The sequence below is a fragment of the Mycobacterium sp. GA-1841 genome (assembly GCF_001954135.1).
GTDB lineage: Bacteria > Actinomycetota > Actinomycetes > Mycobacteriales > Mycobacteriaceae > Mycobacterium.
In genome coordinates, this window is the sequence record NZ_MBEQ01000024.1 from 306,810 (window position 1) to 330,380 (window position 23,571).

At 65.7% G+C, this 23,571-nt stretch carries 20 protein-coding genes and 2 pseudogenes; 11 read left to right on the top strand and 11 right to left on the bottom strand.

What is annotated here, in order from left to right; all coding sequences use genetic code 11:
* Window positions 1-19 precede the first annotated feature (19 nt).
* Both arr and A5740_RS07745 read right to left on the bottom strand, forming a co-directional pair.
* Complete coding sequence (gene arr / locus A5740_RS07740) at window positions 20-460, bottom strand: NAD(+)--rifampin ADP-ribosyltransferase (protein WP_371454733.1); 441 nt, start codon at window positions 458-460, stop codon at window positions 20-22.
* A 189-nt stretch (window positions 461-649) separates the two neighbouring features.
* Window positions 650-1,156 (bottom strand): O-acetyl-ADP-ribose deacetylase, encoded by a 507-nt coding sequence (locus A5740_RS07745; RefSeq protein WP_076192791.1) that lies wholly within the window; start codon window positions 1,154-1,156, stop codon window positions 650-652.
* A 59-nt stretch (window positions 1,157-1,215) separates the two neighbouring features.
* Between A5740_RS07745 and A5740_RS07750 the strand changes: the two genes are divergently transcribed.
* Together A5740_RS07750 and A5740_RS07755 are read left to right on the top strand one after the other, a co-directional pair.
* Window positions 1,216-2,505 carry a DUF2786 domain-containing protein gene (locus A5740_RS07750; protein WP_076192793.1) on the top strand — a complete coding sequence of 430 codons (1,290 nt, stop codon included), beginning with the start codon at window positions 1,216-1,218 and terminating at the stop codon, window positions 2,503-2,505.
* A 147-nt stretch (window positions 2,506-2,652) separates the two neighbouring features.
* Complete coding sequence (locus tag A5740_RS07755; protein ID WP_076192794.1) at window positions 2,653-3,750, top strand: plasmid pRiA4b ORF-3 family protein; 1,098 nt, start codon at window positions 2,653-2,655, stop codon at window positions 3,748-3,750.
* Between the two features lie 9 nt (window positions 3,751-3,759).
* Here A5740_RS07755 and A5740_RS07760 read toward each other — a convergent pair whose 3' ends face one another.
* Window positions 3,760-5,178: an SDR family oxidoreductase gene (locus A5740_RS07760; RefSeq protein WP_076192796.1), complete on the bottom strand. Its 1,419-nt coding sequence runs from the start codon at window positions 5,176-5,178 to the stop codon at window positions 3,760-3,762.
* Window positions 5,179-5,286: 108 nt separating this feature from the next.
* Here A5740_RS07760 and A5740_RS29035 point away from each other — a divergent pair.
* Window positions 5,287-5,421 (top strand): annotated as a pseudogene (locus A5740_RS29035) (hypothetical protein); the annotation flags it as partial.
* Here the strand turns inward: A5740_RS29035 and A5740_RS07765 are convergent.
* The 3 genes from A5740_RS07765 to A5740_RS28235 form a co-directional block, all read right to left on the bottom strand.
* Window positions 5,418-5,732: a hypothetical protein gene (locus A5740_RS07765; RefSeq protein ID WP_139334987.1), complete on the bottom strand. Its 315-nt coding sequence runs from the start codon at window positions 5,730-5,732 to the stop codon at window positions 5,418-5,420. The pseudogene A5740_RS29035 and the gene A5740_RS07765 sit on opposite strands and share 4 nt — an antisense overlap.
* A 297-nt stretch (window positions 5,733-6,029) precedes the next feature.
* Window positions 6,030-6,749: a hypothetical protein gene (locus A5740_RS07770; protein WP_139334988.1), complete on the bottom strand. Its 720-nt coding sequence runs from the start codon at window positions 6,747-6,749 to the stop codon at window positions 6,030-6,032.
* Between the two features lie 18 nt (window positions 6,750-6,767).
* Entirely contained in the window at window positions 6,768-7,157 is a 390-nt protein-coding gene (locus tag A5740_RS28235; protein WP_139334989.1) for a hypothetical protein, read from the bottom strand.
* Window positions 7,158-7,823: 666 nt separating this feature from the next.
* Between A5740_RS28235 and A5740_RS07780 the strand changes: the two genes are divergently transcribed.
* From A5740_RS07780 to A5740_RS07795, 4 genes are all read left to right on the top strand, one after another.
* Window positions 7,824-8,873, top strand: a complete 1,050-nt coding sequence (locus A5740_RS07780) for an ABC transporter permease (protein ID WP_076192802.1) — start codon at window positions 7,824-7,826, stop codon at window positions 8,871-8,873.
* A gap of 1 nt (window position 8,874) precedes the next feature.
* Window positions 8,875-9,876, top strand: a complete 1,002-nt coding sequence (locus tag A5740_RS07785; protein WP_076192803.1) for an ATP-binding cassette domain-containing protein — start codon at window positions 8,875-8,877, stop codon at window positions 9,874-9,876.
* Window positions 9,877-10,073: 197 nt separating this feature from the next.
* Window positions 10,074-10,952: a cyclopropane mycolic acid synthase family methyltransferase gene (locus A5740_RS07790; protein ID WP_139335005.1), complete on the top strand. Its 879-nt coding sequence runs from the start codon at window positions 10,074-10,076 to the stop codon at window positions 10,950-10,952.
* Window positions 10,953-10,970: 18 nt separating this feature from the next.
* A complete protein-coding gene (locus A5740_RS07795) occupies window positions 10,971-11,858 on the top strand; it encodes a cyclopropane mycolic acid synthase family methyltransferase (RefSeq protein WP_083653955.1) in 888 nt (295 codons plus the stop codon).
* On the opposite strand, the gene A5740_RS07800 is transcribed toward A5740_RS07795, so the two are convergent.
* On the bottom strand, window positions 11,855-13,102 hold the full coding sequence (locus tag A5740_RS07800) for a KasA/KasB family beta-ketoacyl-ACP synthase (protein WP_076192806.1): 1,248 nt from the start codon (window positions 13,100-13,102) through the stop codon (window positions 11,855-11,857). The two genes, A5740_RS07795 and A5740_RS07800, sit on opposite strands and share 4 nt — an antisense overlap.
* Window positions 13,103-13,203: 101 nt before the next feature.
* Here A5740_RS07800 and A5740_RS07805 point away from each other — a divergent pair, with 101 nt between their 5' ends.
* The gene (locus A5740_RS07805) at window positions 13,204-14,037 is read left to right on the top strand and encodes an NYN domain-containing protein (RefSeq protein ID WP_076192807.1); all 834 of its coding nucleotides are present in this window, start codon (window positions 13,204-13,206) and stop codon (window positions 14,035-14,037) included.
* 13 nt (window positions 14,038-14,050) lie between these two features.
* On the opposite strand, the gene A5740_RS07810 is transcribed toward A5740_RS07805, so the two are convergent.
* Window positions 14,051-15,082, bottom strand: coding sequence for a patatin-like phospholipase family protein (locus tag A5740_RS07810; protein ID WP_076192809.1), 1,032 nt, complete (start codon window positions 15,080-15,082; stop codon window positions 14,051-14,053).
* 54 nt (window positions 15,083-15,136) lie between these two features.
* On the opposite strand from A5740_RS07810, the gene A5740_RS07815 reads away from it, so the two are divergent.
* On the top strand, window positions 15,137-16,312 hold the full coding sequence (locus tag A5740_RS07815; RefSeq protein ID WP_076192811.1) for an FAD-binding domain: 1,176 nt from the start codon (window positions 15,137-15,139) through the stop codon (window positions 16,310-16,312).
* A 167-nt stretch (window positions 16,313-16,479) separates the two neighbouring features.
* Here the strand turns inward: A5740_RS07815 and A5740_RS07820 are convergent, their stop codons facing one another.
* The gene (locus A5740_RS07820) at window positions 16,480-17,835 is read right to left on the bottom strand and encodes a cytochrome P450 (RefSeq protein ID WP_076192812.1); all 1,356 of its coding nucleotides are present in this window, start codon (window positions 17,833-17,835) and stop codon (window positions 16,480-16,482) included.
* 72 nt (window positions 17,836-17,907) lie between these two features.
* Complete coding sequence (locus A5740_RS07825; RefSeq protein WP_076192814.1) at window positions 17,908-19,710, bottom strand: bifunctional serine/threonine-protein kinase/transporter substrate-binding domain-containing protein; 1,803 nt, start codon at window positions 19,708-19,710, stop codon at window positions 17,908-17,910.
* A 230-nt stretch (window positions 19,711-19,940) separates the two neighbouring features.
* Between A5740_RS07825 and A5740_RS07830 the strand changes: the two genes are divergently transcribed.
* Complete coding sequence (locus A5740_RS07830) at window positions 19,941-22,316, top strand: lysylphosphatidylglycerol synthase transmembrane domain-containing protein (protein ID WP_076192815.1); 2,376 nt, start codon at window positions 19,941-19,943, stop codon at window positions 22,314-22,316.
* Here A5740_RS07830 and A5740_RS07835 read toward each other — a convergent pair.
* Complete coding sequence (locus A5740_RS07835) at window positions 22,267-23,082, bottom strand: response regulator (RefSeq protein ID WP_254849113.1); 816 nt, start codon at window positions 23,080-23,082, stop codon at window positions 22,267-22,269. The genes A5740_RS07830 and A5740_RS07835 overlap by 50 nt on opposite strands.
* 196 nt (window positions 23,083-23,278) lie before the next feature.
* On the opposite strand from A5740_RS07835, the pseudogene A5740_RS07840 reads away from it, so the two are divergent.
* Window positions 23,279-23,500 (top strand): annotated as a pseudogene (locus A5740_RS07840) (LuxR C-terminal-related transcriptional regulator); the annotation flags it as partial.
* Window positions 23,501-23,571: the final 71 nt, after the last annotated feature.

The following is a 23,571-nucleotide window of genomic DNA, read 5'->3' on the forward strand; positions in this document are numbered from 1 at the left end:
CCACCGACAACCTGAGAATTCAGTCGTAGATGACGTCAAGCCCTTGCCGCCGGAGATCGGCCAGGGTGTCGCGCATGCCTTGCAGCTGCTCGGGCGAGTGCCCCACCCAATCGGTGAGCTCACCGATGATCCGCACCGGCTCACGGGTGCGGAAGCTGTGGGTCGGGTTGCCGGGAAGCTTCTTGTCGGTCACGTTCGGGTCGTCCTCCAGCGCACCTTCGGGTTCGACGATGTAGATGCGACCCCGTCCCTCGCCGGCGGCCATCTCGGCACCCCACACCGCGGCATCCAAGGTGCGGGTGACGTACACGTGGTTCATGATCCGTCCGGCTTCGTAATTCGACTCGCGTCCCGGCACCAGGTACTCCCCCACCGCCAGATCGGCCTTGGTGCCGTGCAGCAGCGCACCCGATTCGTGCAGTTCGAAAGGTTTCGGCGTACTCGTCACAACATCCCCCATCTCGTCACGGACCGGACGATTGTGCAGCACGTCCGGGGCCTTGCCGCAAGACCCACCTTCCGCCGTATAGTGAGAATGGGAACGAATCCAAAACCCTTCGCGTTCAGCCAATCCCCGCGGTACTCAACGGCATTGTTCGAAATGTGTTCGAGCCCAGGACTTCTGCCCCTGACCCGGCGCTGACGGAAACTACCCCGCCGACTCCACATGCGCGCGCACCGCGTCGAACATCGCGGCGTCGAAGGCGACCAGCATGACCTCCTCGACCGCGGTCTCGGCCGCCGCAATGGTTTCGACGGCCGCGGCAATGGCGTCGCCTTGCGGCCAACCGTAGACACCGCTACTGATGAGCGGGAACGCCACCGTGCGGGCGCCGAGTTCGTCGGCGACCTGCAGGGCCCGTCGGTAGCAGGACTCCAGCAGGGCACGGTCACGCTGGCCGGCGCGGTAGTTCGGCCCAACCGTGTGAATCACCCACCGGGCCGGCAGCTCACCGGCGGTGGTCCAGCCGGCATCCCCGGTGGCCAGTCCGTCGGGAAAACGTTCGATGCAGTCGCGCAGGATGGCCGGCCCACCGCCGCGATGGATGGCGCCGTCGACGCCACCGCCACCGCGCATGGCGTTGTTGGCTGCGTTGACGATCGCGTCCACAACCTGCCTGGTGATGTCACCCTGAACGGCGCTGATGCTCGGCATTCCGTCAGTATGCGCGCCAGCAGAGGTTACTTGTCAGACCGTTGCACCAGACTCCAGACATGAGCCGCCGCAACCGCCAGAAGCGCGCCGCCAAACACAAGGACCGCCGCCGCGCATCTTCCCAACGAGAACGCTGGAGCACCGATCCCGGGTACGACCGGGTCGCCCTCCTCAACCGCCTCACCGCGGCGCTGTATAGCTCCGCGTTGTGTCCCGACCACGACGCGGAATTCCACGCCGCTGCGCTGCTCGACGAATTCCCCGGCCGGGCAGACGATCTCGACCTTGCCGCCGAAGGCACCTTGGCCGGCGCCATCAGCGGAGCATGGCAGGCGGGGTGGTCGCCCAATGACCTGCACGAGTTCGCTCGTCGCCGCCTCGACACCTCGTCGGCGGACTACCTGGCCGAGGCCGTCGTTCGCGAGTCCTGGCACTATCCCGTCACCTCAATGCATCCGCGATGGCGCGCGGAACTCGCCGCACTGTCCGCCGAGATCGATCCCGGTGCTCCGCAGATGTGGCGATGGGCTGACACGCATGCCGGCGACCATCAGTCCGCGTTGGCGATCGTGTTGAAGCTGCTGCGGCTCTTGCGGACCCTGCCGATCCTCCAACCACTGCTGCCGTTACTCGGCGCGCACCAACATTCGGCGGTGCCGGTGTCCGCGGCCGATGCGAAAGCGCTCAGCCGGGTGCGCGGCCTGCTCGCCAAGGCAGAGGCCACGAAGTTTCCCGAAGAAGCCGAAGCCCTTTCGGCCAAGGCACAAGAGTTGATGAGCAGATACTCGCTGCACCACGCGATCCGCGATCATGAGCAAGGTCGTGCAGCGGAGGCGACCGCCCGGCGGATCTGGATCGACAGCCCCTACGTCAGCGCCAAGGCGACACTCGTGCAGTCCGTGGCAACAGCCAACCGGTGCCGGTTGGTGTGTGCGGAGAAGATTGGGTTCGTCACCGTCATCGGCGCCGCCTGCGATCTGGAATTCGTTGAGCTGCTGTCTACTTCGCTATTGGTCCAAGCCAACCGGGCGATGCTGGCGGCGGGCCGCACCACCAGCGGCGGTCAGACCCGGACGCGTTCATTTCGCCAATCGTTTCTTCTCTCGTACGCCGAGCGCATCGGCGAACGTCTCACCGCCACCTCGACGACAGTGAGCACCGAGGTGGATCACGAAAGGCTGCTTCCGGTACTGGCCGCGCACAGCCGGGCGACCGATGACCTCACCAACCGGCTCTTCCCGGCAACGATCGCCCGAATGATGTCGGTGTCCAATGGGGCCGGATGGTCAGCCGGACGTATCGCAGCCGACCTGGCGCAGCTGGACGTGCGTCGTCCGATCGCGGGGTGATGCGGTGGCATGGATGCCCTCCACCTTGCCCAACCCATGACGGCCCGGCGGCAATGCATGACCTCAAGGCTCCCAGCGCTTACGGTCGGAGACGATGCGTACCGATCACAATCTGATCGTCCCGGTGACCGCGGGGCGGCAACCCACATGAAGACCACCCGCCTACGAGTAACCATGCAGGGTGTCGAACCGGCGGTCACCCGGGTGATCGACGTCCCGACCTCAGCGACCCTGCCTGAGCTGCACAATCTTTTGCAAGCGGCCCTCGGCTGGACCGACTCGCATCTGCACCAGTTCGTCACCGCAGAGACCACCTACGGCGTCGAGATGCCAGGAATGGACGTGTGGCCCGACGATCAGCGCGACGAGGACGAAGCACTCTTGGCCGACCTCGGTCCCCGCTTCGAGTATCTCTACGACTTCGGCGACGGCTGGACCCACGACGTGGAAGTGCTCGGTCCTGGCGACGCCGCCCCGGGATGCGTCGACGGGCACGGTGCCTGCCCACCCGAAGATTGCGGCGGGCCGGGCGGTTACGCCGAACTGCTGGAGGTGCTCGACGACCCCGGTCATCCCGAGCACGGTCGCCTGCACGGCTGGGTCGGCAATCGGTTGCGTCCGTTCGATCGCGCAGCGACCGATCAGCGGGTGCGCCGGACGGTCGGCGAGGTACCCGAAACCGTGCGACTCCTGATCGATCTCACCGCCGATGGAGTCAAGCTGACCCCGGGCGGTCGCCTGCCGCGGGCGGTGGTGCGCAGCATGCAGGAGCATCGCCCGGACTGGCATCCGCTCGGTCGTCCCGCCTCGATCGAAGAAGACCTGTTCCCGTTGGCGGTGCTGCACGACCTGCTGCGCGATGTCGGGGTGCTGCGGCTGCGCCACGGAGTGCTGGCCCCCACCCGCATTGCCGGCGATGACCTGGCCGTGGTGCGTCGACTCCGATCGGCCTTCGCCCCCGGCGACTTCATCACCGAGATCGTCGAGTTGGTCATCTTCGCGCTAACCCGGCGCGGGCCGTGTGAGGTCAAACAGCTTGGCGCAGAAGTTTATCCGTTGATCGGACGGGGCTGGCAGATCGAAGGGCGGCCGCTCAGTGAATCGGACGTCCAACGCTCGATCAGCCAAATGTCACCGATGATGACCGGACTTGACCTGGTCGACAGGAGCGACTGGCGTGTCTGGGGTCTGGGCCCATCTGCCCACACTCTGTTGGCCCGCACGGCCATGCTTAACGTGGTCTGAAGGATCGCCCTACCAATTGCTCTTCGAGTAGTCCTTCAAGAAACACCCGTACAGATCCTCGCCCAACTCCCCGCGCACGATCGGGTCGTACACGCGCGCAGCACCATCCACCAGGTCCAGCGGCGCGTGGAAACCTTCTTCGGCCAGCCGCAGCTTCGTCGGATGCGGACGCTCGTCGGTGATCCAGCCGGTATCGACGGCGGTCATCAAGATCCCATCCTGCTCCAGCATCTCCCCGGAACTGGTGCGGGTCAGCATGTTCAGCGCGGCCTTGGCCATATTGGTGTGCGGGTGCCCAGGACCCTTGTAGCCGCGACTGAACTGGCCTTCCATCGCCGACACGTTCACCACGTACTTGCGCCGCGCGGGTGAGGCGGCCAGCGCCGGTCGCAGTCGGCTCACCAGAATGAACGGCGCGGTCTGGTTGCACAGCTGCACTTCGAGGAGCTCCATCGCGTCGACCTCGTGCACGCGTTGAGTCCAACTGTTCACCGGCGCGGTATCGGGCAGCAGCCCACCCGCGTCGATGGCAGTCCCCGCCGAGATCCGCTCGGGTGAGGCGCTGCGGGCGGTCAGAGCCAGCTCCGTAAGCGCGTGCGCCGACGGGTGCTCGCCGAGGCTCCCGACCAGGGCATGCGGATGCGCGTCACTGACGTGGTCGAAGGTGACGACGTCCATCAAGGCCGGCGGCGGGGTGCGCTCGGCCTCGACCAGCGCGGCATACGAGCCCGGCGCGCGACGCACCGTCTGCGCCGCGTTGTTGATGAGGATGTCCAGCGGCCCCTGTGCGGCCACCTCGTCGGCCAGGGCGACCACCTGGGCCGGGTCCCGCAGATCGATGCCCACCACCCGCAGCCGGTGCAGCCAGTCGGCACTGTCCTCCATCGCGGCGAAGCGGCGCACCGCGTCGTTGGGAAATCGGGTGGTGATCGTGGTGTGCGCGCCGTCGCGCAGCAGCCGTAGCGCGATGTACATGCCGATCTTCGCGCGCCCGCCGGTGAGCAGGGCCCGGCGCCCGGTCAGGTCGGTGCGGGCATCGCGTTTGGCCCGGTTGATCGCGGCGCAGTCGGGACAAAGCTGGTGGTAGAAGGCGTCGACCACGGTGTGGTGGTTCTTGCAGATATAGCAGGCCCGTGACCGCAGCAGCGTGCCCGCAGTGGCCCCGACCGCGGTAGACACCAGCGGCAGACCCTGGGTCTCGTCGTCGATGCGTCCCGGTGCTCCTGTGGCGGTGGCGGCGATGACGGCGCGGTCAGCCGCGGCGATCGCGTCGCGTCTGGCGGTGCGACGAGCCTTCTTCAGCGCCTTGAACATCTTCGCGGTGGCCTGGCGCACAGCAACGGCGTCGGGGTGCTCGGGAGGCAGCTTGTCCACCTCGGACAGCACTCGCAGGCACGTGCTGAGCTGGTCGGGGTCGATCGCGTTCACGAGGGAAGGGTACGGGGAGTGGGCCCAAATCCCCGTATCGAGCGAACCGGCGAGGCCCGTGCGATCAGTCATAGATGACGTCCAGCCCTCGCCGCCGCAGATCCAGCCGCCTACGGCGTCAAACGTGCCCAGCGGATGATGGGGTTGACGTTCCGCGACCCACGCATACCCACGTTGGAGGAGTTCACCGAGGCGGTCGATCGTGAGCACCTCGTCGCCTTCAAGCTGACCCCAGGCGGCTAGCTACCCGGATTGCACAGCTTCCACGTGTCACCCACCCGCTTCATCTTGAACGTCACGGTTGGGCCAGGGGGACGCGTGACATCGACAGCGGCGTGGTCACCTGAAATGGTGATAGGGCCGATGTCGACCGGGCGGGGTTTGATGTTCTCGGCCGGTATCGGTGGGTCATCGTTCGCCTCGAACCCGTCAACGAACTGACTAGCCTCCGCTTCGCACATCATGGAAGCGAGCATCTTCGCGTCAGCGGTGTCGGACGCTAGTGCGAATTCGCTGATGGTTTCCCGGATTTGTGCCTCAGTCTTCTTGGACACGCTGTATTGGTAGCCCCAGTACGCGATGCCACCCGCCACAACCAGCACAACAACCAGCGCCAGAATCAGCCGCTTGATCCGCGAACGCCCAGGGCGCCTAGGTTGCTGCATATAGGGAGGTGGTGCGTAGCCAGGTGGCGGTTGCCCCCAGCCCGGGGGCGCATTCGTTGGCCCCTGCGGCCCCCACGCGGACCCGTAAGGGGCACCTATTGGTTGCCGCCCGGGTAACGCCGGCGGCTGGAACTGCGGCGGTTGATTTGGCGGTTGCGGCGGCCACGGGCCGGGTGTTGTCATCTCTCAGTACCCCAGTGGCTTGTTCAAAAACTCGTCGAGCGCTGCTCCGAACGGTGTGACTTCGAAGTCGGGTTCGAAGTAGGTAACCGCGGTGCCTGGCGGCAACTCAGGTGAGGTGAACAGATACGGGTGCCCGACGTATTCGGTGATGAGAAGTAGTCGGTGGGTGCCGGGAAATTGGTAGGTCGACGTATCCCAACACTCGGCGATATCGCTCTCGTCGGGCTGGCCCCAGCTGTCGGCAAGCGTTTGCATGTCAGCCGGGGGCATCAGCCCACACGACTTGCCGTTGAGTGTGGTGAACCCAGCGTGAACCTGCCGTAGGAACGTGCGGGCCGGATCAGGCAGCGAGTCGAACATCGGGGGCTCTGAAAGTCCGAATGTGCGTGGGTCCTCCCCCATCCATACCTTGGGCTCGCCATCCCAGGCCCGAAGCACGTAGTCCAAGGTGGGGGTGCTTTGCCAGGAATGCTGAGCCACCCGCACGTCAAGAAGCGCCGACCGCAACGCCTCGCTGAATCGCGGTACTAGGGCCAGGAATTCGCTGTTCCAGAGTGCCAGCGCGATGTCTTTGCGTTCCTCTGGATCAACTGATTCGGCTATCGACCACCACGCCTCGGGAATCACGGCACGCGTCTGCGGCGAGGGCGCCAGAATCTCGACCGTCGCATCACCCCATCCCGCCACTGCGTCTGCTAGTGCTGCTTGGTCGATACCAGCCATGGACACCTCGGTTCCTTCCTACTGCGCCGGGATCTGAGTGTCGGCCAACTCGCCGATGAGAATGGTCAGCTCTCGGCGCTTGCGCTCTTGCAGTTGGTCCTGTTGTCGCTGCCACGTGGGATCAACGTTCTTCATGTCCGCTGCGGATCTCGAGTTCTTCAGCTGCTCATTGACGTACCTCGGCAGCCACTGCATGTTCGATGGAGCGTTGATAACTTCCCACATATTCTCCGGAGTCAACTCAAGAAACCTTGGTAGATACAAGATTTCCACCTTCGGCACAATATGATCCGGCGAAACCGCAGGGTTCCCCCTGCCGTCGTCGACGACCTCGTACCCGGACGGATGCTGGTAGCCAATTGGCGGCCGAGGAATCCCCTGCAGCGGAACGTCGGGATATGGCCGCATAGGCGTATCCATGGCTCTCACGACTTTCCACAGCGGGAACAGTGGGTGACTGCTCGGGATGGTCGCGCGTCCACTGGGGGTTCTGGCGACTGGACCCGGACTTGTCCACCTGGGTCGTGCTGCCGTCGCTCCGTCCGCCATGCTTGTTTTCTGGGCGGGGGTCAGTGCGGCCGGCGGTGGTCCACCGATGCGCAAGGTGGCAACGACGCAGGCGTTCTTGGCGTTGAGGAGCGAAATTTTCTCAGCCCTCAACTGAGCGGCTTCCGCGTTGAACGGGCGAGCTATCGAGGGATCTACCGGGACAGGCGACTTGCGAGTGTTGTGCTCGAGAATCCTGCCCTCGACGTCCGCGAGCGCCCCGTCCTGAGCGGTGCACGGCCGCTCATCAGCGCGCGAAATTATCGACTGCCAACTGCCCGGTACCGCCAGCGCGAAAAAGAACAGAAGCAACGCGAGGATTCGTCGGGACCGAATTGCGAGAAATCCCATCTACCCAGTGACCCCCAATCAGGCGACACGGCCTCTTGATCCTAAGTCTGGTTCTCGGCTCTCACCGACAGGAATCTGCGCGGGCGGTCCGTGCCCGACTGCTCACCAAATGCCCCAATAACTACCACCCGCAACAACCATCTCGGTAACGTCGGAAGCGATGCGCAAGGCACCGACGTGTTGATCGCGGCGTTACGCGATCTGCAGTGGCGGCGACGGCGATTCATGATCGCCGTGGTCGGCACCGCGATGGTCTTCGCCATGACGTTGGTGTTGACGGGCCTGGCCAATGGTTTTCGCGTGGAAGCCGAACGCAGTGTCGATGCACTGGGCCTCGACCATTTCATGATCAAAGAAGGCGCGGCGGGGCCCTTCCTGGGTTCAGCGCCGTTGCCGCCCAACGCCGTTCAGATGGCAGCCCGCCTGCCCGGTGTCGACACCGCAGTCCCGCTGGTCTATGGCTCCTCGACAATCCCCGCCGACGGCTCCCCGCGCAACGTCAACGTGTTCGGCGTGCCGGATGACGGCCCGGGCTCGCCCACCGTCAAAGAAGGCCGCGCCCCGCACGCCGTCGACGAGGTCGCGGTGTCGACCACGATGGGCCGCCCGATCGGCGCCGTCATCGACGTCGGAGCAGCGAAGCTGCATGTCGTCGGCCTGGTCGATGACCTCACCGCCCTGGCCGCCCAGGACAACGTCTACCTGACCGTTCCCGGCGCCCAGCAGCTGCTGTTCTCGGGCCAGAAACTGATCTCGTCGGTCGGCATCCTGGGCACCCCGCAGCAGACGCCACCGGACTTCCGCATCGTCGACCGGGCCGGCGCGATCGACGACATGGTCCGCCCACTGCGCGGCGCCAACCAGGCGATGAGCCTGATGGCGGGCCTGTTGTGGGCGGTCGCGGCGCTGATCGTCGGCTCGGTGATCTACCTGTCCGCCCTGGAACGCACCCGCGACTTCGCGGTGTTCAAGGCCGTCGGGGTGGCCACCCGCTCGATCATGGCCGGGTTGGCCATGCAGGCCGTCACGGTCGCACTGCTGGCTGCCCTGCTGGGGGCCGGCCTGTCGCTGGTGCTCGGTCCACCGTTCCCGATGCGCTGTGACGTCCCCACCGCCGCATTCGTGGCGCTGCCGATCCTCGCGGTCGGGATCGGTCTGCTCGCCAGCGTGGCCGGCCTGCGCCGCGCCGTCACCATCGATCCCGCCCTGGCATTCCGAGGACCCTGACATGGCCGATCTGCTCGTCAAAGACCTCGTCGTGGAGTACTCCAGCGGCGGCTACGCGGTGCGCCCGATCGACGGCCTGGACCTCGAAGTCCCGGCCGGCTCGTTGGCAATCCTGTTGGGCCCCAGCGGTTGCGGCAAGACCACACTGCTGTCGTGTCTGGGCGGCATCCTCAAACCGTCCGCGGGCCGCATCGAGTTCGGCGACATCGACGTGACGAGCCTGAACAAGAAAGGGCTCTCGGACTACCGCCGCGACACCGTCGGCATCGTCTTCCAGGCGTTCAACCTGGTGCCCAGCCTGACCGCCTTGGAGAACGTCATCGTGCCGCTGCGCGCGGCCGGCATGAGCCGCTACGGCGCCCGCGAACGCGCCATGGAACTGCTCACCCGCGTCGGGCTGCAAGACCGATTGCACCACCGCCCAGGCAATCTCAGCGGCGGGCAGCAGCAACGCGTCGCGGTGGCCCGCGCCATCGCCCTGGACCCGCCGCTGATCCTGGCCGACGAACCAACCGCCCACCTGGATTTCATCCAGGTCGAGGAGGTGCTGCGGCTGATCCGGGAGCTGGCCAGCGGCGACCGCGTCGTCGTCGTCGCCACCCACGACACCCGCATCCTGCCGCTGGCCGACCAGGTGGTGGAGCTCGTCCCGCAGGTGGCCGTGGAACATCAGACCACCGAAACCGTCACCCTCGAACCGGGCGAGGTGCTGTTCTCCCAGGGCGAGATGGGTGATCTGATCTATGTCATCTCCGCCGGCGAACTGGAGATCGTGCGCGAATTGGCCGATGGCGGTGAGGAAGTGATCAAAGTCGCCGGACCCGGGGACTACTTCGGTGAGATGGGGCCATTGTTCAGCCTGCCCCGCTCGGCCACCACGCGCGCCAAGGGCGAGGCTGTCGTCGTCGGCTACACCGTGCAGGCGTTCCGCGAACTGCTCGGCCCGACCGGCACCCGGCACCTCGTCGGGCAACCCGAAACCGAGACCGACCCAACCGCTTGAAAACGCAAGCAGCATCCGGCCTTTCAAGATCACTCGGGCCGAGTTTGTCCAAGGGGTACCCAGGGGGGAGCCTAAAGGAGTAACGTCCGGACACGGCGGATCAAGAAAGCGGTACGCCGGTGAGCTACCGAGTCCGAGACCGTACGGGGCGGCTAGTGACAGCTACTGAGCACACAGACAAAACCGCAGCACCGTTCATCGGTGCGCGTCCGGGCGAGCGGCACGGGTCCACGGCAGACGAAGTCCGCTCCCATTACGACCTGTCCAACGACTTCTTCCGGCTGTGGCAGGACCCAACCCAGACCTACAGTTGCGCCTACTTCGAGCGCGACGACATGACGCTGGAACAGGCCCAGATGGCGAAAGTCGATCTGGCCCTGGGCAAGCTGGGTCTGCAACCTGGTATGACGTTGTTGGACATCGGCTGCGGCTGGGGTTCGACGATCATGCGCGCGGTGGAGAAATACGACGTCAACGTCATCGGCCTGACGTTGTCGCACAACCAACTCGCCCACATCGAGCAACGGTTCGCCGCGTCCGACAGCCCCCGCAGCAAAGACGTCCGCCTGCAGCCCTGGGAGGATTTCGACGAACCCGTCGATCGGATCGTGTCGATCGGGGCGTTCGAGCACTTCGGCTTCGAGAAGTACGCCGACTACTTCAAGAAGACCTACGAGCTGTTGCCCGACGACGGGGTGATGCTGCTGCACACCATCGTCTCGACCAGCAAGGAAGAAGTGGCCGAGATGGGCCTGCCGACCACGATGTCGTTGATGCGGTTCTTCCGGTTCATCGTCACCGAGATCTACCCGGGCGGCCGCATCCCGCTGATCAAGATGGTCGAAGACCACGCGACCGAGGCCGGCTTCCACGTCACCCGCAAGCAACGCCTACGCCCGCACTACGCCCGCACGCTGGACACCTGGGCGGCCAACCTGCAGGCCAAGAAGGACGAGGCCATCGCGATCACCTCCGAAGAGGTCTACGAGCGCTACCTGAAGTACCTGACCGGCTGCGCGGACCTGTTCCGCGACGGCTACACCGACGTGTGCCAATTCACCTGCGAAAAGGCGTGATACGGGGGAGGTAAACGCATGGCCGACGGCACGGCGGGGACGGCCCAGATGCGGCCGTACTTCGAGGATGTTCAAGCCCACTACGACCTCTCCGATGAGTTCTTCGGACTCTTCCAGGACCCGTCACGCACCTACAGTTGTGCGTTCTACGACCGCGAGGACATGTCACTGGAAGAAGCCCAGATGGCCAAGATCGACCTGGCCCTCGACAAGCTGGAGCTGGAAGCAGGCATGACCCTGCTCGACATCGGTTGCGGTTGGGGCGCATTGATGAAACGCGCGCTGGAACGCTACGACGTCAACGTCATCGGCCTGACCCTGAGCCGCAACCAGTACGCCTACGACCAGAACCTGTTGGACCACGTCGACACCGACCGCTCGCACATGGTGTGCCTGCAGGGCTGGGAACAATTCGACCAGCCGGTGGACCGCATCGTCAGCATCGAGGCGTTCGAAGCCTTCGGAAAGTCCCGGTACGCCGCGTTTTTCGACACCGCCTACCGGGTGCTGCCCGAGGACGGCAGCATGGTGATCGAGACCATCTTCACCCACCCGATCAACTACTGGCGTGAACACCACATCCCGATCACCCTGAACGACATGAAATTCACCCGGTTCATCGGCAAGGAGATCTTCCCCGGCGGACAACTGCCGTCGGACGACGACATGTACGACTTCTCGTCGGCCGCCGGGTTTTACACCGAACAGCTGCAGTTGATGAACCCGCACTACGTGCGGACGCTGGACACCTGGGCGGCGAATCTCGTCGCCCACCGCGACGAGGCGATCGCCACCACCTCCGAAGAGGTGTACGACCGCTACATGCGCTACATCACCGGGTGCGCCGACTTCTTCCGCCGCGGCATCTCCGAGGTCGCCCAGTTCACCTTCACCAAAGAGAACTAAGCGGCGCCGAACACCAACGCCACGTTCTGCCCACCGAAACCGAACGAATCGCAGAGCGCATACCGGTAATTGCCCCGACGCGGCTGATCGACGACCACATCCAGATCGATCTCCGGATCCGGGTTCTTCAGGTTGAGCGTGGGCGGGATGATCCCGTCGCGCAGGGCCTGCACCGTCAACACGGCCTCCACCGCGCCGGCCGATCCCAGGGAGTGCCCCAATGCCGCCTTCGGGGCATACACCGCCGGCGCTCCATGTCCGAGTGCGCGGTGAAGGGCCCGGGCCTCGGCCGCATCGCCGCACCACGTCCCGGTGGCATGAGCGTTGACGTGATCGATATCGGTCGGGACGAGACCGGCCAACTCCACCGCCCGGGTGATCGCGTCGCCGGCCCGCTCCCCCGTCGGATCGGGCCGGATCGGGTCATACCCGTCGGAGGTCATGCCGGCACTCAACAGCCGGGCCAGGATCGGCGCGCCGCGCGCCTTGGCATGCTCCTCGGTTTCGATCAGCATCAATGCCCCGGCCTCGCCGAACACCATGCCGCGCCGGTCCTTGTCGAACGGGCGGCAGGCAGCCGCCGGATCGTCGTTGTCGGTGGACATGAAGCCGGCCTGCGTGAACGCGGCGATCGGCACCGCCTCAAGCGGGTTCTCGACGCCCCCACAGATCGCGGCTTCCGCGTCACCGAAGATGAGCCGCTGCCACGCATGCGCGATGGCGGCCGCGCCGGACGCATCGGCCATCACCGGTGAGCTGACGCCGGCCTTCGCCTGCCGCAGCAATCCCACCGCGGCAGCCGGTGAATTCGGCATGTACTTCTGAATCGCTGTCGGTGGGACCGCCCGCAAACCCTTCTGCTGCCAGGTGTCGTACTGCAGGATCATCTCTTCGCTACTGCCCAGCGCGAAGCCGACCGAGACGAGCAGCCGTCGGGTGTCGATCTCCGGGGTTCCGGCGACATCCCAGAGTCGACGGCCCAGCACCGTGGACATCTGACCGACGAACGAAAGCCTGCGCTGCTCAATGCGATTCACCAGACCATCGAACGTCTCGGTGAGGCGCCCAGCGATCCGGACCGGGAAGTCGAACTCGTCGACGAACGGCTCGTCGAGCGGACGAATCCCACTGCGGCCCTCCAACAACAGCCGCCAGGTGTCCTCGGCCTCGGGTGCAAGCGACGTCGTCGATGTCATCGCGGTGACGACGACATCGGGAAAACGACCCGTGACGTGCGCAGACATGTGGTGGGCTCTCGGTTCTCCTCAGCGATTCAAACGAGAAAGTACTTCCCACTTTAGAACTGCTCATACCCGTACAGGCCCGATTTGTCAGACTGGGGACCATGACCGAACCTGCCACCCGCGTCGCGGTCTACCTCGACTTCGACAACATCGTCATCTCCCGCTATGACCAGGTCAACGGCCGTAACTCGTTCCAGAAAGACAAGGCCAAGGGTCTGGATCCGGACAAGCTGGTCAAGGCCACGGTCGACATCGGCGCCATCCTCGACTTCGCGTCCTCTTTCGGCACCTTGGTGCTGACCCGCGCCTACGCGGACTGGTCAGCCGAGGTCAACGCCGAATACCGGCTGCAACTCGTCGGCCGCGCCGTGGACCTGGTGCAACTGTTCCCGGCCGCGGCCTACGGCAAAAACGGCGCCGACATCCGGCTGGCGGTCGACGCCGTGGAGGACATGTTCCGCCTACCCGACCTCACCCATGTGGTGATCGTGGCCGGCGACTCCGACTACATCCCGCTCGCGCAGCGCTGCAAACGGCTGGGCCGCTACGTCGTCGGCATCGGCGTCGCCGGGTCGTCGAGCCGGATGCTGGCCGCGGCGTGCGACGAGTTCGTCGTCTACGACTCGCTGCCCGGCATCCCCACCTCCGCTCCCGAACCCGAAACCAATCAACCCAAACGCACCCGCAAATCTGAGGGCCCCGACCCTCAGACGCAGGCCACCGCCCTGCTCACCCGTGCCCTGCAGATCGGCCTGGAAAAAGACGATGTGGAGTGGCTGCACAATTCCGCGGTCAAAGCACAGATGAAGCGGATGGACCCGTCGTTCAGCGAGAAGTCGTTGGGCTTCAAGTCGTTCAGTGATTTCCTGCGGTCACGCGCGGATGTGGTCGAGTTGGACGAGAGTTCGACGACGCGGATGGTGAAGTTGCGCTGAACGGGGGCTCGGCTTATGGGCCCACCCGGGTGGCGCGCCGGAAGCGGTCCAGATACGCCGGCCAGTCCCAGGCGGACAGAAACTCCGTCGTCGCCGCATAGCCCTTGTCGTACAGGGCCTCGGCCTCGGCGCGGGTGATGTCGAAATCCAGCACACCGACATCGGTCGAATCGACCTCGATCGCCCGCACTTTCACCCACGGCAGGCTCAGATGCGCCTGGTCATGACCGACCAACATGGTGGTGAGCAGGCTTTCCAGGAACGTCGGCCCACCACAGCGCAGCATCCCCAGACCGGGGATGAGCTGTTCGGCCGTCGGCGCTGGGAGGTACGGCACCACCGTCACCCCGAACGTGGGCCAGCGGGGCTCGGCGCCGTCGGGCCGGTCGAACGAATCGATCGGGAAGTTCGACAGCACACCACCGTCCACCAGCGTGCACGGTTGCCCGTCAGCGGTATTCAGCGTGACCGGATGGAACAGGAACGGTATCGCCATCGACGCCCGCACCGCATCGGCGACCAATTGCTCATCGGGATCCAACCCGTAGACCCGTCGGTAATCCCAAGGTAGACGGACCAATTGACCAGTGGTCACATCGGTCACCGTCACCACCAGCCGGTAGCGCCGCTCAGGCAGCAGATTCTCGTCGTCGATCGCCAGATCACCAAACGTCCTGACACCCAGGTTGTTCAGCTCGCTGCGCATCCAGTCGTGCGCGAAGTCACCCCGATAGATCCCGGTCTCCCGCAGCAGGCCCCACGCCGTGCCCACGACCGGGATCCGTTCGATCGGACCGCTGTCGGGAAACTTGTGATACGGCACGTTGAGCACCAGTTCGCGCAACTGCTCACCGGTCATGTCGTCGCGTTGCGCGGCCGCGGCCACCACCGCGCCGACCAGGGACCCCGCCGAGGTGCCCGACACCCGCTCGATCGCATAGCCCGCATCCTTGAGCGCGACGACGGCGCCCACCAGACCGATGCCCTTGACCCCGCCGCCGGAGAGCACCAGGTCGGCACGAAGCGGGTTACGTTGCGCAGCCATGGGTTCAGCTTGGCACGCGTAGCTGTGCACAGGCGCGCGTAGCATCGAATTGTCATGCGGATCGCCATCAACGGAGCCGGAGTCGCCGGGGCGGCACTGGCACATTGGCTGCACCGCATCGGCCACTCCCCGACCCTGATCGAACGGGCCCCGGCCTTCCGCACCGGCGGCTACATGATCGACTTCTGGGGCATCGGCTACCGGGTGGCCCGCGCAATGGGCATCGAGCCGGTCATCCGCAACGCCGGCTATGACGTGCAGTCCGTGCGTTCGCTGGGCTCCGATGGCCGCATCAACGCCGAGCTGCGCGTCGACGTGTTCCGCCGCATGATCGGTGACGACTTCACCAGCCTGCCCCGGGGTGAGCTTGCCGCCGCCATCTACCGCACCATCGAGGATGTCGTGCCGACGGTGTTCGACGACAGCATCGCTGGCATCGACCAACACGGCGACGGGGTGCGGGTGACGTTCGAGAACCGCTCGGCCGACAACTTCGATCTCGTCATCGGCGCCGACGGGCTGCACTCCACCGTGCGTCGCCTGGTATTCGGGCCCGAGGAGCGATTCGAGCACTATCTGGGCTGCAAAGTCGCCGCCTGCGTCGTCGACGGGCACCGCCCCGGCGCGACGTCGGATGCGTACGTCACCTACAGCGTCCCCGGCCGCCAGATCGGCCAGTTCACGCTGCACGGTGATCGCACCATGTTCCTCTTCGTGTTCCGCGACCAGCACGACGACGCCGGGTTGACGCCAAAGCAGCAGTTACACAAGCAGTTCGACGACGCCGGCTGGGAATCTCGCCAGATCCTGGCCGCGGTCGACGACGTCGAGGACCTCTACTTCGACGTGGTCAGCCAGATCCGGATGCCACGCTGGTCCCAGGGCCGGGTGCTGGTGATCGGTGACGCCGCGGGCTGCATCTCCCTGCTCGGCGGCGAGGGCACCGGGCTGGCCATCACCGAGGCCTACGCCCTGGCCGGCGAACTCACCCGCGCCGACGGCGACCACCACCTGGCGTTCGACCGCTACGAATCGCTGCTGCGGCCGTTCATCGAGGGCAAGCAAGCCGGCGCGGAGCGGATGCTCGGATTCTTCGCCACCCGAACGCGATTCGGGTTGTGGTTCCGCGACGTGGCACTGCGCGCGATGAACCTGGGCCGACCGATCGCCGGACTGTTCGCCGGCACCGTGCGCGACGACATCGCCCTGCCGGACTACGGGATCGGGTGACCTGCGCCGGGCACTACGGCATCGAGCGTTGGCGGCGATTGTCACACCTGCCACTTCCGTCCCGGCTCTGGAGGGAAGCATGGGATTCGAAACCTGATATCACCGGCGATACCACCTTTTCGCCCCACATACCGGCCGGCTCCGCGGTGCGGAACCCACCGATGTGACTACGAATCCGTCCCGACCAGCGACTCGCGATCAGCCATTGACGACGGCACCGGCCGGCGGGCCCGCACACAGATCCGCGCCCCGCGATGCGGCACCAGCGTGACGTGCTTGACGCGTTGACGTTCGTCGGCGGCTGTGGTGGCGAAAAGGTCTACCCGGCACAAGATTTCGCGTAACACCACCCGCAGCTCGACCATGGCGAACGTTGCCCCCAGGCACCGCCGGTTGCCACCGCCGAACGGGAACCAGGTGGTAGGACTCAGACTCGCACCGAGCATCCGGTCGGGGTCGAACCGCTCGGCGTCGGGATAGACGTCGTCGCGTTCGTGCACCAGTCCGATCCCCGGGGCCACCATCACCCCGGCCGGCAACCGGTGACCGGCCACCTCGACCGGCTGCGTCAACATGCGGCCGACGTCGAACACCACCGGCCGGATCCGCAGGGCCTCCTTGGCCACCGCGTCGAGATAGTCGTCGTCCCCGGTCCGTGCGGCGTGCACGGCCTTGTCCAGCACCGCGGGGTGACGGGTCAGCCGTTCCAGCGTCCACGACAGCGCGGTCGCGGTGGTCTCGTGTCCAGCGACCAGCAACGTCATCAACTGATCACGCAATTGCCGATCGGTCATGGCGTGCCCGTCGGCGTCGTCGGACCGCACCAGCATGGCCAGCACATCGGTACGGTTCGCCACCTCGGGGTCGGCGCGACGATCGGCGATCTCGGCGTACAGCAACCGGTCGGCCTCCGCGATGTTGCGTTGCAGGGCCCGCCACGGGCGGCGTCGCTGCAGGGCCGGACTGGCCAGTGCCAGCGTGTCCCACGCCCCGATACTGAGCAGCCGGGGCATGACCGTCCGCAATGCCGCCAGCCGCGCCGGGTCAGACGCCCCGATCACGGTTCGCAGGATCACCTCCAAGGTGATCTCGGCCATCTTCGGCGCCACCGGGAACATGGTGCCCACCGGCCAGTCCGCGACGTTGGCCGCGGCGATCTCGCGCATCACCTCCATCTGGTGGGCTACGGCGTCGCGATGGAACGGCGGCAGCATCTGGCGTCGGCGGTCACGATGCTCATCCTCGTCGATCACCAACACCGAGCTGTCACCGAGCAGCGCACTGAGCACGGAATTCGCTTCTCCGGCATGGAAAACCGTCGGGTCGCCGGCGAACACCTGCTTGATGTCGGCCGGGTCGGCCAGATACACCATGGTGCCCATCGCCGCGACCCGCAAGGTGAACATGTCGCCGTAACGGCGCCGGCAGGCCGAGACGAACCGCGGCCAGTGCCGCAACATCAAGGCGGCCTGCACCACCCGGGGCAATCGGGGACCCGGTGGCAGCGATGCGGCACCGCTCATAGCCCCACCCTACGAGCTATGCCTGCCGGACGCGATGACCGTGCGGAGGATTGTTCGCGGTCGACAAGCGCCTCAGCCGAACGCCCCGTTGATCACCGGCTGGCTGATCATGCCCTTCTCCACACCCCACATGGTGGCGATGGTGCGGTACTCCCCGGTGTCGATCACATGCTCCAGCGCCAACCGCAACGACTCGGCCAGCCCGGACCCTTTGGCCACCGGCCACCCGTAGGGCGCGGCATCGAACACGTCACCGGCGGGCTCCAGCGCGCCGCCACTGAGTTTGATGGCGAACCCGGTGACCGGCGAATCGGCCGTCATGGCGTCGACCTCACCGGCCACCAACGCGGCCGTCACCTCATCCTGATGGGTGCGCACCACTTCCTCGATCGGCGGCAATCCGGCCGCCACGCAGGCATCTGACTTCGCCGGGATCTCCGCAGTTGCCTGAATCGTGCTGTACGCCACGCCAACTCGCATACCGCATGGCGACCTCGGATCGGCGGTGGTGCCGGCGCGGCGGGCCCACATCGTGCCGGCCTGGAGGTAGGTGACGAAATCGACCTGTTCCTCGCGCTCGGCGGTGTCGGTGATCGAGGACATGCCGACGTTGAAGTTCCCGTCGACCACCGAGGGCAGGACCCCCTCGAATCCGGTCTCGCGGAACTCGGGCACCAAGCCCATGGTCTTCGTGACCGCCTTCATCAGATCCACGTCGAACCCGACGATCTCACCGCTGGAGTTCTTGAACTCGTTGGGCGCGTAGGGCACATTGACCCCGATCACCAACCGGCCGGATTCCCGGATGTCGTCGGGCACCGTCGTGGCGATGTCGGCCACCGCACCCGTCGGCGCCTGCACCGGACCGGTTTTCGACGCCGAATCGGCCAGATGCGCGTCGTGACCCGAACCGCTGCCCCACAGCTGCCAGATCCCCACCGCACACAACGCCGCCACCAGAACCGTGGCCCCGACGATCGCGGCCACCTTCTTCGACAGCCGCCGGCGGGTCGGCACCCGTTGAGCGGAATGGCGACCCGACCGGCCGGTGGTGCGCACCGGAACCGCAAGGGCCTCTTTCGTCGCGGCCGCCAACGCGCCCGCACTCTGGTAACGCTTGGACGGCTTCTTGGCCATGCCCTTGGCGATCACCTCGTCGAACGCCGCCAGCCGCGAATCCTTCTCCGAGGCCCGCGGCGGCGGGGACACCATGTGCCCGGCGATCTGCTGCTCGAGGCTGTCGGCCGGATACGGCCGTGCCCCGGTGAGGCATTCGTAGAGCACACACGCCAAGGCGTAGATGTCCGAGCGCGGATCGACCTTGCCGCCGTCGAACCGTTCCGGTGCCATATAGGCCAACGTGCCCAAGGTGCTGCCCGCGGTCGTCATCCCCGAATCGCCGGCAGTGCGGGCCAGACCGAAGTCGATCAGATAGACGAAGTCGTTGTCGGCGATCAGGATGTTCGACGGCTTGACGTCACGGTGGATCAGCCCGGCCCGATGCGCGCTGTCGAGCGCCTCGGCTACCTGCTCGATCATGCCGACCACGAACGCCGGGTCCAGCGGTTTGCCGATCTTGGTGAGCATGGCCCCGAGGTTGCGACCCTCGATCAGCCGCATGTCCAGATAGAGCCGGCCATCGATTTCGCCGTAGCCGTGGATCGGCACCACATGCGGATTGCTCACCCCGGCCGCGGCGTGCGATTCCCGTCGGAAGCGTTCCTGGAAGGTGGCGTCCTGAGCCAGATGCGGCGGCAGCACCTTGAGGGCGACAATACGGTCGGTGTCTTCGTCGTAGGCCTGGTAAACCTCGCCCATGCCGCCGCGGCCGATCAGCTTCTGCAGCTGATAGTGCCCGAAAGGTGTCGCATCCACCGTTCAACTCCTCGGGAGCGGCCTCTTCGGCGTCAGCATGTCGATCGAAGTTACATCACGTTGATCGTCGTTGTCGGCCTAGCTCACACTGCGCTGGCAAAAATTGTCGCTCACGGTGACGGGAGTGATCGGTGTGAATTCGTAACGGTCCAGATCACCACCAATGGCCGAAGTCGGCAACTCATCCGGCTACCTTGGTCCCGGGCAATAGCGGCTGAGAAAGGGGGACCATGCGCGTTGACGGACGGGATATCACCGTCACCGGCAGCCTCCTGCAACCGCCGACCCGACGCACCAACGACATCCTGCGTCTGACCCTGGCCGCGATCTTCTTGGCCACGGTCATCACCAGCTCACTGATCACCCGCTACGAATGGGTGGCGCTGGAACGCTCGATCTCCGAGATCGTCGGCGTGCTCACCCCCACCCAGTCCAACCTGGTGTATCTGGCCTACGGCATCGCGATCCTGGCGCTGCCGTTCGTGATCCTGGTCAGCCTGATCCTGGGACGGCAGTGGAAACTGCTCGGCGCCTACGGCGCGGCCGCCCTGATCACCATCGTGTCGCTGTCGATCACCGCCAACGGCATCGCCGCACCCAAATGGCATTTCGACCTGTCCGACCGGCTCGACTCGCAGCTGTCGCAATTCCTCGACGACCCGCGCTGGATCGGCATGCTCGCCGCCGTGCTGACGGTGTCCGGGCCGTGGCTGTCACGGCGGCTGCGGCGCTGGTGGTGGACGCTGCTACTGGCCTTCGTACCGATTCACCTCGTGGTCAGCGCCGTGGTGCCGGCCCGCTCACTGCTCGGCTTGTCCGCGGGCTGGTTCGTCGGCGCCCTGGTGGTGTGGATCGTGGGCACCCCCGCCCTGGAGGTCCCGCTCGACGGGGCGGTGCGCGCGCTGGCCCGGCGCGGCTTCGTCGTCTCGGCATTCGCCGTCGTCCGCCCGGCCGGCACCGGCCCCCTCCTGCTCGACGCCGCCTCGCAAGACCCCGACTCCCACGCCGTCATCGAGCTGTACGGCCCCAACCAACGCAGCGGCGGCGCGGTGCGCCAGGTCTGGCGCAAACTGCGACTGCGCTCCAATGAGACCGCGCCCCTGCAGACCTCGATGCGCCGCGCCGTCGAACACCGCGCCCTGATGGCCATCGCCATCGGCGATCTGGGATTGGCCAGCACGTCGACCATGTCGGTGGCCGCGCTCGATCGCGGCTGGACGCTCTACGCGCACAACCGCAAACGCGGTATCCCACTGGACCAATGCACCGAGGACATCACCGTCGGGCGGGTGTGGAACGCATTGCGCACCCTGCACGACCATCAGATCTCCCACGGCGATCTGCGCAGTAAGGAGATCACGGTCGACGACGGCGCCGTGCTGTTCGGCGGCTTCGGCAGCGCCGAATACGGTGCCACCGACGCCCAGTTGCAGTCCGACATCGCGCAATTGCTCGTCACCACCACCGCGCTCTACGACGCTGAATCAGCCGTGAGCGCAGCGATCGACGCCTTCGGACGCGATGCCGTGCTCACCGCGTCCCGCCGGCTCACCAAGGCCGCCGTACCGGCCCGGGTGCGCGAGGCCATCCCCGACGCCAAGGCCGTGATAGCCGCCGCGCGCGACGAGGTGAAACACCAGACCGGCGCCGATCAGATCCAGGCCGAGACCATCACCCGGTTCACCCGCACCCAGGTGATCCAGCTGGTGCTGCTGGTGGCCCTGGTCTATGTGGCCTACCCGTTCATCAGCACCGTGCCGACGTTCTTCTCCGAACTGCGCACGATGAACTGGTCGTGGGCACTGCTCGGCTTGTCCGTCTCGGCGTTGACGTATGTGGGGGCGGCGGCCGCGCTGTGGGCGTGCGCCGACGGGCTGGTGAAGTTCCGTCACCTCTCGATCATGCAGGTGGCCAACACTTTTGCCGCCACCACCACGCCCGCCGGTGTCGGCGGTCTGGCCCTGAGCACCCGGTTTCTGCAAAAGGGCGGACTGTCCACGATGCGCGCCACCGCCGCGGTGGCACTGCAGCAATCGGTGCAGGTGATCGTGCACGTGATCCTGTTGATTCTGTTCAGCACCGTGGCCGGGGCATCGGCGGACCTGCGTCATTTCGTGCCCAGCGCCACGATCCTCTACCTGATCGCCGGGGTGGCCCTCGGACTCATCGGCGCCTACCTGGCCGTGCCCAAACTACGTCGCTGGCTGTCCTCGGCCATCCGCCCCAAGCTCGAAGAGGTCACCGCCGACCTGATCAAACTGGCCCGCGAACCGCAGCGGCTGGCACTGATCGTGTTGGGCGCGGCGGGCACGACCCTCGGTGCGGCCCTGGCACTGTGGGCCAGCGTCGAAGCCTTCGGCGGCACCACCTCATTCGTCACCGTCACCGTGGTGACGATGGTCGGTGGCACCCTGGCCTCGGCGGCACCCACCCCGGGTGGCGTCGGCGCGGTGGAAGCCGCCCTGATCGGTGGTCTGGCCGCGTTCGGGGTGCCGGCCGCGATCGGTGTGCCTGCGGTACTGCTCTACCGGGTACTGACGTGCTGGTTGCCGGTGTTCATCGGGTGGCCGGTGATGCGGTGGTTGACCAAGAACGAGATGATCTAGATCGTGCCGTCTCCGACGAACGCGACCCGACGACAGTAGGTGCTTGCAACACATCGGCATGACCGTGACGGCGACACCAGCTCACGAGATACCGGGAATGCAGACCGCACCAACGGTAGACCGCCGCCAACGAAAGCGGCAGAGCCGGATCATGTTCGCCCCGCTGCAAAATGATCGGCCCGAGATAATGTGTGGCCGCTTTGGTGGCGGTATTGATTCCGATTCCGGCGGCAGCCGCCAGTGAAGCTCCATCTGTCGCCCGGCCTGCCGCGATCGCGCCGGCCATTCTCCCGGCCGTTTGTCCCTTACGGGTGCGAAACAGCTCGTAGAGCGGAGGCTTACGCGGTGACGGCGACGGCACCGCATGCCGCTTGCCCACGGCGGCATCACGGATCAGGTTCGGTAACTCGCCGGTACCGGCGGACTTGTGGAAGGCCGACACCACCTCCGGCCGCAATCGAGCCTCGTCGATCAGATCGTGTTCCATGCTGTGCCCTTGGCGGGCGAGGATGACCGGCGCCAGGCGGTTTGCCTCGTGCAAGACGTTGATCACGTCGAGCCCATCGAAGGTGAACTCCAGCTCAGGGTTGTTCCAGACCAGATCAGCAATTACGACATCGAACCGAACGCGGCCAATGATCTGGCGACGCACAGCCTCGCTGTTCTCCGCCAGTTCGACTGTTGCCCCAGGCAACGCCTGGGTTACCGACGGCGCCACGATGCGGCCCAGTGGCGAAGCCACGAGGATGCGGAGACTGCGGTCCATAGCTAATTCTCCGATATCAGGCAACATGTTGCCGACGAATTCAATTTTTGCTGAGAGTAAGCTTAAAGCACCGTTAATTAGGTGTGGTGCCCACCTGTTTCTCATGTCCGCCGATCGGACGATAACTGCTGACTGATGTGCCTAAGCTGGAGGCTCCACGATGCACGTTCTTCCGTTCGACGGGATTCGCCCAAACCCGGAACTCGCTCCTCGCGAGAAAGAAGTGCTGATTGCGTGGTTCCGCACGGACAGCAAAGACGGCGTCGCACGACAGCTGCATATTGCCCCGACGACCGTGCGGACCCACCTCCAACGAGTGCGTGCCAAATACGCTGCGGTGGGCCGGCCTGCGACCACCAAAGCCGCGTTAGTCGCTCGTGCGATTCAAGATGGGTTGGTGGACGTCAACGATCTGTGAGGCGGTGCCACGCCAAGAACGCGGGCGTTCTCGAATCCCAATCACGCGCGCAGATAACCATTTACGTACAT